Below are 13,485 nucleotides of genomic sequence, written 5' to 3'. Positions count from 1 at the left end.
GTTAATAGGAGAATTTGGGTTGGTTGGAGATTTCTGAATTGTCGATGATGCGCCAATCTTTCAGCAGCACACCGTGCGGATTGTTCGGACTTCGGACGATGTCCTCGAAACGACCTTCGGTAAAGAGTTTTCTCACGATGAGTGCCGTTTTTCTGTTAATCATCTGTTTCCCGAAAAACATAAACTTTCGATCGTTGGAATTGATTTGGATCGAGTCCGTGGTAACCGTCACCATCGAGTTCGAGGAAATCAGTTGGTTGTAGAATCCCTTTTCACGCAGGTTGGTGTATTCCTTTTTTCCCGTATCGTCAATCAGGTATAGCGATTTCTCGATATTGTCCTTGATGTATTGGTCATCGGGAGCAAGGGTGAAAAACAGTCGGTGGAAGAGTTCCACCTGCGAACGGTATTCCACCGGACGGTTCAGCAGTTCGTCGGTCTGCTTTACCAAAACCGGGACGCCGTTATCCAAGACATAGAGCGATTTTCTAGATTCCTTGATAAGTTGGTAGGCGAATCCGAATCCCGCCAAAACCATAAACAGAGACACCGTCAAAGCCGTGATGGAGACCGCCTTGTTAATCCTTATTTTTTCTTCAATACTTTTTATCAGCATAGTTTTTATCGTAAAGCCTTGATTGATTTTCCCATTTCACCCGCAGTCTTGGCGGCAGATAATGCGATTGCCTTTCCTCCCGTTGCCGCAGAAGCCGCAGCGGTTTTACCCATGCTCATCACTTTGGCTGCCGCACTCTTTCCTTTGGTCATGATTCCCGCACCTCCCGCAGAAACGATGGAGTCTGCAATGGTCGGGGTCATCAGTACGCCGATTCCCGTTACGATGTACGCGACGCAGGGGAAAAGTACAGTGTGAATCATCCCGTTATTAGAAATGTAGGCAGCGAGCATATTGAGGTCGGTCACGGTTCCGTTGTTCAAAAGCAGGTCGTAGCGTTCTATTTCAAGTTGATAGCCCGAGATAATCAGTTGCTGACCGATGTTGATAATGGTGTAGGAAACGAAGGTGTAGAGATTGATGTTGATGAATTTCGCCACCCAATTTTGAAAGGAACTCTCAAATCCCGGAATCAGCGAAAGACCGACGGCGACAGGACCGAGCACAATCAACACATAACTCCAAATTTTTTGTATAAAGAAGATAAAGTAGGTACAGACCCGCAAAATCGTCAGCGAAACCGCCTCCAACACTTCCGAAATAAGTTTCTGAAATTGGAAATCCATCCTAATCATCCACTCCTGAATCGGCGTGAAAAGTTTGCTCATTCCCTCGATGATTCGGTCACCGAATCCTTTGTCCTCGTTGATTTGAAGTTCCTTCTGTTTGGCTTCCTCCTCGGCTTTCTGCTTAATCAGGAACTCCAACAATTGGGTCTGTTTTTCAAATCTTTTGACGCGTATGTCGTTCGCCTGATTTTCAATAGATAAAAAAATATCCTTGGACGGTTGCGCCAATTTCTGCAGCGGATATTGAATCATTTGGTAGAAACTCACCCAATGCAGGAGAATCATCCCGATGATGATGGGTCTAATCATCGGCGTCACTTCCCAAGGTCTCGCTCCTTCCTGCATTTGGAATCCGAGGAATCCGAGATACATTAACGCTCCCAAACCGCCGATGGTTCTTCCGAGCATACTCGCCGCGATGGCGTTGCTTTGAATGTCGGTGTCCAATTGGGTGAAGACCTCCATATACCATCGTTCAAATGCGCCGTCACCTTTCAGAAACTGCAATAAACTGTTGACGCTGTTGTTGGTCTGCGCAAATCCCATTACGGGAAGCAGGAGCGCCATAAGGCAAAGCACGGTTAAAATTGTTTTGCTATTCATCTTAAAATTGGTGTTTGTAGTGGTTCATCACTTCCTGTGCGATTTCCTTGTCGGTCTTGAAATTTTTCGTTCCGAACAGGTTGGTGGTATTTTTTATGTCTTGAAGGATCTTGTGATAATCCATATACAGTCCGCCTTTTAGGTCGTGGCTTCGGATTTCGGACGAAAATTTTCTCCATCCGATTAAAGTTTCGTGGTACATCAGGAAGCGTTTTCCTCTCGGCATATCCACCGTTCTTGAGATATTGTACCTGTCTTTAAGCAAATCCAATTTTTCTTTTAGAAGGCTGATTCCGCCCGTAGAAAGCAAAGTCTGATAGACTTCGGGTTTTTGAAATCCCCACTCCAAATAATTTTGAGGGTTGTCGGGAAATTCTAGTAGCGGTTTCAGCATCCTGTTATAGTAAAGCAACCAAAGCGGGTCTGCGCTGACTGTGGCTGAAGTCCAATGCGCAAAATCTTGTACACTTCTTTTGTGGATGGTGTCGGTTTCCATCTTGATGCGTTCCGTCTCCTTTCTTTGTAGTTCGAGTTCGCCGAATCGTTGGGTTTCCAAGCCTGTCGGTTTTAGCGGTCGGATATCGGAACCATTCTTATAGTCTCGGTTTCTAGACGGTGCCCACATTCCCCAAACCGTGGCGTAGGCAAAATTGGTCTGAATCCCGAGCAAATATTTTGGATAGGGTCTCCAATCGCCCCATCCCTCGAAGACCATCCTTTTCTGCTGTGCCACGATGGAAGGGTCGTTCAGTCGTTTGACTGTAAATTGTGCCTTCAGGTTTTCAGAGAAAATCAGTGCAATAAGGGCAATGAAGAAGGCGAAGTTTGTTTTAGTATTCATAATGATTCATTAAAAAAGGTTTCTGTATTTGGAGATGATGTCTTGAACCAAAATCCTGTCGAGATTGATATAGTCTTGCAGGACGGGAATCTGATAGAGGTAGGGTCTGTTTTTGGCGGTCTTCAGGATGATGTTGATGTACAAAATCCATCCGTCGATGGCTCTTGCGCGTGCCAACATTTTCTCTATAAGCAGGTCGCGGTCGTAGGCGTTCATCAGAAAATCCTTGTTCTCGTTCATAATGTCGGACACCATTTCCTGCTTCAGCAGGATGGATTCCCGAATGATTTGGTTGTAGTATTTGGTCAGAAGAATGGCGTATTCGGGATTTTGTGCGCTGAGTTGCATCATTTCCTGAGAATGGGTGAGGATGTCGCCCAAATAATTATAGAAATACACGAGCTGTTTCCCGTTTCTGATGGCGGAATTGATGTTGGCAAGTTTGTCGTAGATAAACTCGTGTATGGCGACCACCTGAATCATTTTTTGGTTCGCCTCCTCGTAGAGTTTTCTCTGCTTTTCATAGGAATCGAGATAGGCCTGATTGCTCGCCAAACGGACACCCTGATTTTTGGTGAGCTGCGCCAATAGTTTGTCGTTGATGACGATGAAGCTTGTGCTTTGTGCATGAAACAAACAGAATCCCGAAAGAAGCAATGCTGTCAAAAGAATTTTTTTCATATTTTAAAAAGTGTTTATTCCGTTAATGATGCTCTGAACAACCTGTCGGTCTCGGTTGACATAGTATTGCAACAAAGCCTTCTTATATTCGATTTTTCTTCGCAGTTCCCGAATCAGGAAAAGGGTATAGTAGGATTCGCTTTCTAGCCGTTTCACTTCCTCAAGGGCATAATCCAACAAAACTTTCCGTTCGGCTTTTTCCATTTGGTTGATGGCGCCGTAGGAAACCACGATGCCTGCCAAAAGTCTTACCACCATCTGCAGGTCGTCTGCAAACTGAATCTGTCCCGGCAATGCTACGATGAGCGCATAAGGAGCGGTTTGCAGTTCCTCGATAATCAAAAGTTCGTTGTTTCGGATTCTAGCTGCTTCCTGCGTGATGGCGTAACCTGTAGGAATGGACTGCATCGCAAAATCAACGAAACGGAGCCGTTCCTGAATCTTCACGGTCGTTTCCCGAAGTTTTGTCCACTGCTTCTTGTTTTGGTTTTCGGTGGCGAGGTTCAGCGCCTGCTTGTTCTTCATCTCCTTTTGACGACCGTTTTCCTCCATCGTGTGGCGGATTTCCAAATTCATCATCGGAAAGGACACATTTTCCTGTTGCCACGACGGCGTGGAACCGCCACTGCTCGAAGTTAGAAGCGAATGTGCCATAATCAGCACCGCCGAAAGATAGAATTTGGCTTTCATCAGAAATTGTGCTTGTATTTAATCATGATGTTTTCCACGATGGTCTTGTCGGTGTTGATGTAGCCCTGAAAAGGATTGATGGCTTTCAGAAAACCGAGGCTTTTGGCGCGTTCGATGTTCATCATGATGGTCAGGAGCCAAATCTTCAATGTTTTCACCTTTTCAGAGATGCTGAATAAAAGGCGGTAACGGTCTCCCGCAGTGGCGAGATTAAGTTCCCCCGACTTCAGCAATTCCGAAACATCGGTACTCATCGCAAGGACGCTCTCATAAGTTTCCTTGGTGGCTTTTACCCCGAAAATGGCGTATTCGGGTGCATCGCTTACCAATGTTGAAATTTGCGAGGAATAGGTGGCGCAATCCTGTAAGTCGGAATAGATTTCCTTTACCTGAATACCATTTTGAAGTGTTCCCGAAACTTCACGAAGCCCCTTCAGAATCTTGTTCTGAATATCGTTGGCTACCACCATTTGCGCACCCACCCAAGTTTGAGCCTGCTGCAGTTTGTTCTGCTGTTCGATTGTTTTTTGCTGTTGTGATTTTAAATTTTCTGAATAAAGAATCAGCGCAGCGGTCGTGGTCGGGTCGATGTAGGTATTTTGGGCGGAAAGAAATCCGACTCCAAAAAAGGCGGTCAAAATCTTAAACTTTTTCATGATGCAAATCGTTTTTTTGAATTATTTCTTGAAAAGTCAGTTCGGAATCCTCCATCATTTCGGTGATTTTCTTGAACACGTTCTGACCTTTGAACTTTGATTTCATTTTTTGGTAAAAGGAGGTCGCCTTTTTGTCCAAAGGTTTTTTGTAGAGGTTCACGAGGGAAACCACATTTCCCAAATCGTGGTTGAAAGCCTTCACATCCTCCACAAACTTTTTGAGCGCCTCGTCATAACTTCCGCTTTTCTTGGCGTAATATTCTATGGCGGACTTTTCGGGTTTCTCAGTGGTGTAGGTGAGATATTGTTCAAGGGAAACCTCGTTTCCGTAAACTTCGCCTCTCGAACCCCGCTTCAGATAAAATTCCTTGAATCGGCTTCTTCCGAATTTGTTGTTCAGGTTGTTGATGGTAAAAATTTTGTTCTGTTCCACCTTGTTCAGCGAGAGGAGCGATGCGATTCGGTCAAAATTGTCCTTGAACTTGGTTTGGTCCAGCAAAATGAAGGTGTCCGAATTATTGATGATGGAATCCTTTACCACTGCATTTCCGATGATGTCGTCCAATTCCTGTGTCACCACTACGGCTTCGCCCCAAAACTTTCTCACTGTTTTATAGAGATAAAGAATGTATCCCCCCATCAGTTTAGAGGCAATCGCCTTCCACGCTTCCTCGATAATCAGGGCTTTTCTTCGGTCTTTTCGCAACCTCATTTTCTGAATAAAGGTGTCCATAATGATGAGCGTCACGATGGGAAATAGTTTGGGGTTGTCCTTCACATTGTCGATTTCAAACACAATGAAAGGTTCATCGAATAGAGTGTTATCGGCACTTTCGTTCAAAGTTGTTCCGTACCTTCCGCCTTTGTAGAAATCCTTCAGAACAAACAAGAAAGTTCGCAGGTTGAATTCCTTTTCACCAATCATGTGCTTTTTATTGTTCAAAAAGACAGGAAGAAATTTCTCGCAGTATTCATAAAACCCATTAAAAGAAAGTTCTTTTACAGCGAGTTTTTCCTCAAGACCGACAATTTTTTTGATGAGCGTCTTTCGGTAGGCGTCATTCCATTCCTGCGAGGATTCGGGACGCTTTATAAGGTCTCTCGTTTTGGTCAGAACCAATTGCGACTCGTTGTAGGTTTTTCGTCTTTCCTCGTCAGTCAAAGTTTCATACGCTTCAAAAATTCGGTAAAACATCTCGCTATCGTAATCGGGGTTTCCGATGTTGGAATCGGGATGGTAATAACGGATGAGTTTTCTTCCCGTTTCCTTAATTTCTTTGGTCGAGGCATCAAATGGAAGTCCCAACAAATCGTAAAAAGTCTTGGCATCCTGAAAATCCTTTTCAAACTCCGACTCGATGTCCGCCTCGTCGATATTGTATTTTTTGAGGTAGAGCATCAGTTCGTCGGAATCCTTGTGTTCAAACCAATTGGTTCCCGCATTAAAATATTGGTGGTAATACGACATCAGCACATTGTCCAAGGTGGATTTTTGGGTATTGCTCATTGTTGCGTCCGCTCCCTGCCAAATCAAAAAAATGAGGTTGGTCAGAAACTCTATTTTTTCGATGTTGAATTCCTCCTTGTTCATCAGGAAAGGATTCATCGTAATAGGTTTTTCCTCGGTGTACTGAATATATCTTCCGCCTTTATAACTGCAAGTTCCGGAGTAGGAATCTCCCGTGTCCACGATAATCACGTCGTAATTGTAGGTGAGATACTGCTCCACAATATTGTTCATCAGGAAAGATTTCCCGCTTCCCGAAGGTCCCAAAACAAACTTGTTCCGGTTGTTGATTCTTCCGCTCTTCATCGGCAAATCGGCGGGATCCACACGAAGCGGAACGCCCTGTCTGTCGGTAAATCTTAGGTAAAAATTGGAATCTTCGCTCACGGGGTTACTTTCTTTAAAAAAAAAACATAACGCAGCCTCGCTCGTCGTGGTAAATAAATCGTAGTCTTTCAGTTCGACCGCATTTCCGGGAAGGCAACAACGGAAGAGTTCCAATTGGTTGAAGGCGTTCTTGGAAATGTTGATGCCCTTCGTAAACAGTTTGCTCTCAATCAGCGACTGTGTTTCCTCCATCCTGTCGAGCGAATCGGCAGAATAGACGATGGAGAAATGTGCGTCCACAATCAGTTGACCATCAACCGTCACATTGTGCAGGAGTTCGTCTATTTCGGCGGCGACAATCGCATTCGAAGGTGCGCTGTTGGCGACGCCTTCGTGCTTTTTCTTCTTCTTTTCCAAATCCCGCTGTCGTTGGGTTTGGATGGGAATCGAAATAATTTGGTTGTAGATGATCGTGTTGTAGTCTTCCAATTCATTGATGAAGGAAAAATTATCCACCGCCGTATCGGAAGAGGCGTTGTTTCCGCCCAAAAGCGAGTAGGGTTCAATTTCGGAGGGAAGTTCGATGCGTTCCACATCAACGTAGGAAATGGTTTTCACGAACTGTTTTCCAATGCGCAGAAACTCGTTGTTGGAGTAGATATTGTCGAAGACCGGATTCTGTACGAAATTCATCGAAAGACTTCCACCTACATAATATTCAAAATCTTTCTCCCTCAAGAACTTCGGTTCGCAGTGGTATTGGGAAAGAAGCATAAAAATTTTCTGACAACGGTCACGCAAGTCCTTGTAGTTTTTTTCCGAGAAGGAATACGAGGTCTTCTTTTTTTGTTGGTCGATGATGTCGGTAAAGAGTAAAACTGTTTCAATACTTTTATAGATTCTTCCCTCGAAATGTTCGGAATATTTTTGCTGCAGGAACTGATTGGACGGTTCTGCCGCATACTGCCTTTTGGAAAAGATGTCGAGTTTTTGAAGTAGGTGTCCCTCTCCCAAAGTCGCCGCGATTTGGTTCAAAAGCGTGTGGTATTGCAGGTAAAGGTCGGGGTCGGCGGAATATTGCTCCACCATATTTTTTATTCTGATTCCGATAATGGGATTTCCGAACTTTCCGACCATCACGTCAAAATTCCAATCGTGTTTGCTGCCGCGGTCATAGCCGATGAACGGGATGTCCATTTCAATTTTTTTCTTTTTCATTGTTTTGCTCATTTAGGTTGAAGCGTTTTGGGAAAATGTGGATTTGCTCGTGGTTCTTGGTCTTGTTGTAGAGTCCTTTTCTGTCCTGAATTTTGTAAATCATATAGATTCCGCTTCCGGCAAGGATAAATCCCAACACGGTTCCGAAAATCCCGATGAGTGAGGAGAAGATGGCGGCGCAAAAAAGTCCACCGACTGCCGTTCCCATCGCATAGTAGATATACCTGTCCTTCAGTCCGAAAAAGACAAGGGGTTTTTTAAGCCCCTTGTAAAGAAAAAAGCCCATTACATTCCGAAGAAAGCGCCGACGAACTGTGGAACAATCACCAAGAAAAGACAGGCTCCCGCCCAACCAACAATCTCCTTGTTGATGTCTTGGTCACCATTCGTCCACTTGTTGTAGATTCTGACACCGCCAATAAGTCCGACTACGGCACCAATCGCCTGAATAATCAGTTTGATGGGTTCCCAATAGGAACGGATAGAGGTGTTCGCTCCGGCAAGTGCGCCTGCTCCTCCGGCTTGTGCGAGTAGTGGTGCAACCGCCAAAAACAGTAGTCCGGCGGTCAGCATTTTTCCAAACAATTTTCTTTTGTTCATTTTTGAATTCATAATTCGTAAGGGTTAAAAAATTAGGGTTCGATTTATTTGAAAGAGGGGAGTACAGACTTGTAGGATTTGATTCCGTTAACATTGACCATTTGTACGTTGGTTTCGGCAAGGTTGAGCATCTGCCTGAATTTGTCTTCCTGCCTGCTTATAAAATTCTGTTGGATTTCTTCAGTTTTGGGAGCAGGTTTAGTTATTTTTGATAAGCTTTCCAATGCTTCGTCAAATTGACCAAAAAATTCTTCCTGCTCGAATTTTCTGCGAAGAGTTTCGATGTCCGGTTCTGTTTCAATTTCTAAAACAGATTGTGGTTCGTCTTCCAAAGCATAATCTGAAGGAGAAAAGGAATTTGGAACATTTAGCGGTTCAGCATCCTCGATTCCGACTTGAATAATGTCCGGTTGGTCGCGTTCTGCAAAATCGCCAATCGAGAAGACTTCGGTGTCGTCGGTTTTCACGGCATTGGTTTTCTTTAGAAACAAGTCATAGACGAAGTTTCCCGCATAGTAGAGAATATAGATTCCCAAAATAATGAGTGTAAATTTTCCCATAATGGATAAAGGTTTTTAGGTGTTGAAGATTAACTTTCTTGAATGTTATTTATCTTTGGAAGCCTTTTCGATGTGTTCCATCACTTCCGAGAAAACATCTCTCACGGCAAGTCTTTGGGGACCTTTTAGCGAGCGGGTGTTGATTTTCTGAAGGATGTTCCGTTTGAGGACAGGTTGGGTAATAAGTTTTCCGAACCTTGAAATTTCCTCGTCCATCATAGGCTTGTTCGGATACTCAAAATTTTTTTCGTAGCGTGAACGGATGAAAATCTTTCCGGCTTCACTTTCCAAAAGCCCCAAAAAGTTGATGAAGACCAAGGTCGATTTGGTGGAGATGTCGGAATATTCAAAAGGAATGATGATAAAGTCGCTGTATTGAAGGATGTCGGTATACTTCATATCGAGTGTTCCGGCAAGGTCGAAAAGATAGACCGCGTCGTCGGACTTCATCTTCATCAGCGTTTCAAAATCGGAGAAGGGAGCATGATTGTCCTCCGAAATCTGAACCTCGTACAGTTTGGGGAGATTCAAGTCTTCATCCTCCATCCACTTGTTGTAGAAAGATTTCTGAAAATCGAAATCGAAAACGTGGATTTCCTTTTTCTGTAAGGCGAGATAATTGGCAAAGGCAATGGCAAGCGTGGTTTTTCCGGCGCCGCCTTTCTGTGTGGCAAATGTGATAATCATTATTTTCTCTTTTTTCTTTTCTTTTTCAGCTCGTCTTCGGCAGGATCTTTTGCGGTAAAGGAAGATTTCAGGAGTTCGTCAATCAGTTTTGAAAGGTTGCTTTCCTGTTTTTGAATAGTTCCCATTGATTCCTGCAGATTTTGTTCAGGATAAAATATTTGCTCGATGATTTTTTCCCCCACCAAAGACTTTAAGTCCTGAATATGGTTGTATCGGTGGTGTACTGCATAAAAATCGCCGTCATCGTTCTTCACTATGGAGATTTGGTCGTTTTGTCCATTTTTCAGGTATTGTAAAACATCCATTCTGATGAACTGATAAATTTCCTTGGTCTTTCTAAACTTGTTCTCAAAAACCATAAAATCCTTGATGGAATCGTCGTTGAAGGATTTAATCAAAACTTCCTTTTCCTTTTCGTCCCGAATGCTGAAATCTTTCAAGCGTTCAAACATCCTTTTGTCGATGGTGTTTTCGGTAAACTCAAACATCTCGTTCATCTTGAAAATCTCGCTTCCTTTGAAGACGCTTCCTGTTTTATGGTCGATGATGGTGCAACCGAAAGGCTTCTTAAAATCTTTATGGTGGAAGACGATGTCGATTCCAAACACATCGCGCATCTTCTTCTGAAGTTCGCTTTCAAACTCAATCTTTGGTGTAGAATCGGCTTGCTTTTCAAACAAACCTTCAAACTTTCTGCTGTCTTCCACCTTAAATACTTTCGGGGAGCATATTTCCCTGTATTTGGCAATGATGGCTTTAATCTGTTTCTTTCGGCTTAAATCATCTGAATCTTGAAATGAAATTTTTCCGATGTCGAGCGTTTTCTGAATCACTCCATTTTTAAGGAGGTCGATTGAATTTTCATCTGCCTTGTTCATCGCTACCCGGAATCCATTCCGGTTCAGAAGTGTTTCCAATTGGTTGATAGAAGCGAATCTGTAACACAAGAGTTTGTTTAAGGTTGATTCTTGGCTGATTCCAAAAATCTGTTCCTGAACTTTTGCCAATGCTTTTTGTGCTTTCAGTTTCTCATAGGAATCGTTGATTTTCCTGCCCGATTTTTTATTGACTCTCGTGGAAACTATGTGGACATGGTTGTTCTCGGTATCGCTGTGGAAAATCACTAGAAACGGATGTTTCCCGTATCCCATTTCATCCATAAATTTCTCGGCGGTTTCGGTGAGTTGCTCTTTCGTTTCCTCCTGAAATCTCGACGAAATCACGGCGTGAAACTGTGGTTTTTTCACTCGGTCACTTTTGGAAATCGCTCTCAGGTAATTTCTTACCTCCTCGGAACTGCTTTCTTCGTTAATGAATGACGGAAAGTTCTTCATCAGCATCAGTTCTCCTTTTCCCGAATCAATCTTTTTCTCGTTGTATATTACGCCGTGAAAATCATCGCCTGACGAACCCAAAATCTTAACTAGCATCAGACACCATTTCATAAATCTTGAGGAAGATTTGGTTTTGCTGATTTTTCAGTTCAGCAATCTTTTCCAATTTTTGGTTGAACGCCTTCAAGTCGGTTTCGCTAATGACCTTTTGGGAGTTTGCAATTCTCGCCACCTGATTGATGTTGTTCTCGATTTTCGCAAATAGGTTATCCTGTTTTTCAATGAACGCCAATACTTTTCTTCTCTCGTCCGAGTGCATCTTCTGCTCCACGGAATCGATGATGAAATTGGTGAGGCTGATGTTTCTTGTGTCACACAATTTCTTCCAAGACTCTTTTTTTTCTTTTTGGAGGCGTATAAAAAGTCTGACATTTTTGGTGCTTGTTTTCATTTCTGCCTGCAAAATATTTCTCTGTTCTTCGAGGACAAAGTTGCACTGTGCGGACACTTTTATCACTATGTTTCAGTTTCGGAAGACTATAAACATAACCTGTGATACATAAACACACGTTTTTCTAAATTTTAAGAAATAGAATGGACTGCGGTGGAATTTTTTGCAGTTTGGGTAATTTGAATTGTCGCAGATTAGATTTCTAAAAGACTGCTGAGCATATTAATTCAAGATTTTGAAAGTAAAAATTTCGTTTGCGATTTGCTACGGATTGTGTAGTTGATGGCAAACTAAATATGATTGAAAAAAGAAATGAATGGAAATAAATTTTAGAATTTTTTTCCTGAAAATATTTTGATGATTTTGATAAAAATATTGTTGAATAAAAAATCCAAAATCTAATGTTCAGAAAAAAGAAAAATGAGTTCCGAATTTTTTTACCCTTTCCGACAGGAAAGGCAAGAGGGTATTTGGAAGCCAATTTGTAAAATTGTGCGTACAAAGACACATCTTGCAACTTCACATCGATAGCAATGAATGTTTACATCAAGCGGTGAAAAAGGCTTTAAGCAGGCGGTTTTTCGAATGTTTAAAGATTGACGGTTGCAGAAGAAAAATTGAAGTTTGAGTTTTGATTAGAAAAATCGTTTTCAAAATTGTAGAGGTTTGTATAATTAATGGAGTTTTTAAAATAATGAATTTCAATTAGTTAAAAGAGATGGTTGTATCTAAATTGAGCAGGTGGGTTGTACCTGAATTCAGCAGGTGGGTTGTACCTGAATTGAGCAAGTAGGTTGTATCTGAATTGAGCAGGGGTTGTATTTATTTTGAGCATGGTCTGAAAAAGGAATGCGATTTCGAGGTTGTATCTATTTTGAGCAGGGGTTGTATCTGAATTGAGCAGGGTGGTTGTATCTATTTTGGGCAAGAGGTTGTATTTGAAATGCGCAGGTTGGTTGTATTTAGATTGAGCAGGAGGACTTTTATTTTAATCATTTATTAGTTCTAAAAAATAGAAAATCATAATTTTCTTTCACCTAGATTAAAAGTTAGTCCAAATTTTTGAAGATAAAGGGTGTTGGGTTGTTGAATTACGGATGGCGGATAAAGTACATAAGCAATAACTACTGAAAAATTATCATAAAAAAATCAGTAATTTAGCAGTAAACATTATTAATGGCAAAAATTGTAAGTTCACAGCATATCACGGGAGAAAAAGGTGTAGTTAAGTTCTCATCCTTTTGCGTAAATCATTCTCCGTATTTAATTTTTAGAGAGGAATCTAAAAATGATTTCGGAATTGATGGTGAAGTTGAACTTACATCGGTTAATGAAGATAATAAGATTGAGGCAACAGGTCAGATTCTAAAAATTCAATTAAAATCAACTGTAAAGGGAGGTAGTTACATCGTTGATGAAAATGATGATTTTTTTAAATTTGTAGCTCAAAAAAATGATATTGACTATTGGAATAAGCATGTATTGTCCGTTATTTTGGTTGTTTATATCGAAAGAGAGGACAAACTTTATGCGAAAACGGTTGACAAGACTTTGGCAACTAATAAAAACAGTTTAAAGATATCTTTTGATAAGAAACTTAATTTATTAACTGAAAGACAAACTATTCTCAGCGAAGCAATCAACCAAAGCTTTGTGAACAGGGTTCAATTTGGGACTCGGGAGAAAATTTTTTCAAACATTTTCTCTATTGAATTTCCCAAATTTATATATAAATATGATTGTAAATTTAAAAGCAATATTGATATTTATAATATAATAAACGAAGAAGGAATTGATTTTCCAAAATTTACCATCAAATCAAATTTTCTATACACATTTACAGACTTAAAAATAATATCACCTACCATACTTGAAAAATTACTGAATAACAAAAAATCGGTAGAAACAAATGTACCACTACGATTTATTCAGTCAAAAAAAGAAAATAGGAATATAGTAACTGAAATTGTGAACTCAATACAATAATCATATCACCTCCTTAACAAGCTATCTAGGTGGAAATAGTTGGAGGTCGACAGATGGGTTTTCTGACATTTTATTTAAAAGGAATTTCTTTGAAGTCAG

14 protein-coding genes are annotated in these 13,485 nt (G+C 41.4%); 1 reads left to right on the top strand and 13 read right to left on the bottom strand.

All coding sequences use genetic code 11. The features are described from left to right. Position 1 precedes the first annotated feature (1 nt). Genes traK through CO230_RS07385 form a run of 13 tightly spaced genes read right to left on the bottom strand, consistent with a single transcriptional unit; the run spans position 2 to position 11,400 of the window. The gene (gene traK / locus CO230_RS07445; protein WP_122028024.1) at positions 2 to 616 is read right to left on the bottom strand and encodes a conjugative transposon protein TraK; all 615 of its coding nucleotides are present in this window, start codon (positions 614 to 616) and stop codon (positions 2 to 4) included. Between the two features lie 5 nt (positions 617 to 621). Beyond that, entirely contained in the window at positions 622 to 1,848 is a 1,227-nt protein-coding gene (locus CO230_RS07440) for a type IV secretion system protein (RefSeq protein WP_122028023.1), read from the bottom strand. 1 nt (position 1,849) lies between these two features. Beyond that, on the bottom strand, positions 1,850 to 2,689 hold the full coding sequence (locus CO230_RS07435) for a hypothetical protein (protein ID WP_122028022.1): 840 nt from the start codon (positions 2,687 to 2,689) through the stop codon (positions 1,850 to 1,852). Between the two features lie 9 nt (positions 2,690 to 2,698). Further along, positions 2,699 to 3,370, bottom strand: coding sequence for a hypothetical protein (locus tag CO230_RS07430; protein WP_122028021.1), 672 nt, complete (start codon positions 3,368 to 3,370; stop codon positions 2,699 to 2,701). A gap of 3 nt (positions 3,371 to 3,373) precedes the next feature. Next, positions 3,374 to 4,060, bottom strand: coding sequence for a hypothetical protein (locus CO230_RS07425; protein WP_122028020.1), 687 nt, complete (start codon positions 4,058 to 4,060; stop codon positions 3,374 to 3,376). Continuing rightward, entirely contained in the window at positions 4,060 to 4,716 is a 657-nt protein-coding gene (locus CO230_RS07420) for a hypothetical protein (RefSeq protein ID WP_122028019.1), read from the bottom strand. Before CO230_RS07420 ends, CO230_RS07425 begins: the two co-directional genes overlap by 1 nt. After that, the gene (locus CO230_RS07415) at positions 4,703 to 7,768 is read right to left on the bottom strand and encodes a TraG family conjugative transposon ATPase (RefSeq protein ID WP_122028018.1); all 3,066 of its coding nucleotides are present in this window, start codon (positions 7,766 to 7,768) and stop codon (positions 4,703 to 4,705) included. Before CO230_RS07415 ends, CO230_RS07420 begins: the two co-directional genes overlap by 14 nt. Beyond that, positions 7,749 to 8,054, bottom strand: coding sequence for a DUF4133 domain-containing protein (locus CO230_RS07410; RefSeq protein ID WP_122028017.1), 306 nt, complete (start codon positions 8,052 to 8,054; stop codon positions 7,749 to 7,751). The genes CO230_RS07415 and CO230_RS07410 overlap by 20 nt, the downstream gene beginning before the upstream one ends. Next, a complete protein-coding gene (locus tag CO230_RS07405) occupies positions 8,054 to 8,368 on the bottom strand; it encodes a DUF4134 domain-containing protein (protein ID WP_095074545.1) in 315 nt (104 codons plus the stop codon). The genes CO230_RS07410 and CO230_RS07405 overlap by 1 nt, the downstream gene beginning before the upstream one ends. A 44-nt stretch (positions 8,369 to 8,412) precedes the next feature. Beyond that, positions 8,413 to 8,928 carry a hypothetical protein gene (locus tag CO230_RS07400; RefSeq protein WP_122028016.1) on the bottom strand — a complete coding sequence of 172 codons (516 nt, stop codon included), beginning with the start codon at positions 8,926 to 8,928 and terminating at the stop codon, positions 8,413 to 8,415. A 45-nt stretch (positions 8,929 to 8,973) separates the two neighbouring features. Beyond that, on the bottom strand, positions 8,974 to 9,615 hold the full coding sequence (locus CO230_RS07395) for a ParA family protein (RefSeq protein WP_122028015.1): 642 nt from the start codon (positions 9,613 to 9,615) through the stop codon (positions 8,974 to 8,976). After that, the gene (locus tag CO230_RS07390) at positions 9,615 to 11,045 is read right to left on the bottom strand and encodes a relaxase/mobilization nuclease domain-containing protein (RefSeq protein ID WP_122028014.1); all 1,431 of its coding nucleotides are present in this window, start codon (positions 11,043 to 11,045) and stop codon (positions 9,615 to 9,617) included. The genes CO230_RS07395 and CO230_RS07390 overlap by 1 nt, the downstream gene beginning before the upstream one ends. Further along, complete coding sequence (locus CO230_RS07385) at positions 11,035 to 11,400, bottom strand: hypothetical protein (protein WP_122028925.1); 366 nt, start codon at positions 11,398 to 11,400, stop codon at positions 11,035 to 11,037. Before CO230_RS07385 ends, CO230_RS07390 begins: the two co-directional genes overlap by 11 nt. A gap of 1,176 nt (positions 11,401 to 12,576) precedes the next feature. Here CO230_RS07385 and CO230_RS07380 point away from each other — a divergent pair. Continuing rightward, on the top strand, positions 12,577 to 13,386 hold the full coding sequence (locus tag CO230_RS07380) for a DUF4365 domain-containing protein (protein WP_122028013.1): 810 nt from the start codon (positions 12,577 to 12,579) through the stop codon (positions 13,384 to 13,386). The last annotated feature ends 99 nt before the right edge of the window (positions 13,387 to 13,485 follow it).

Source organism: Chryseobacterium sp. 6424 (assembly GCF_003692615.1).
GTDB lineage: Bacteria > Bacteroidota > Bacteroidia > Flavobacteriales > Weeksellaceae > Kaistella.
Note: the sequence above shows the minus strand (reverse complement) of the source record. Positions and strands in the feature narration are given on the sequence as shown.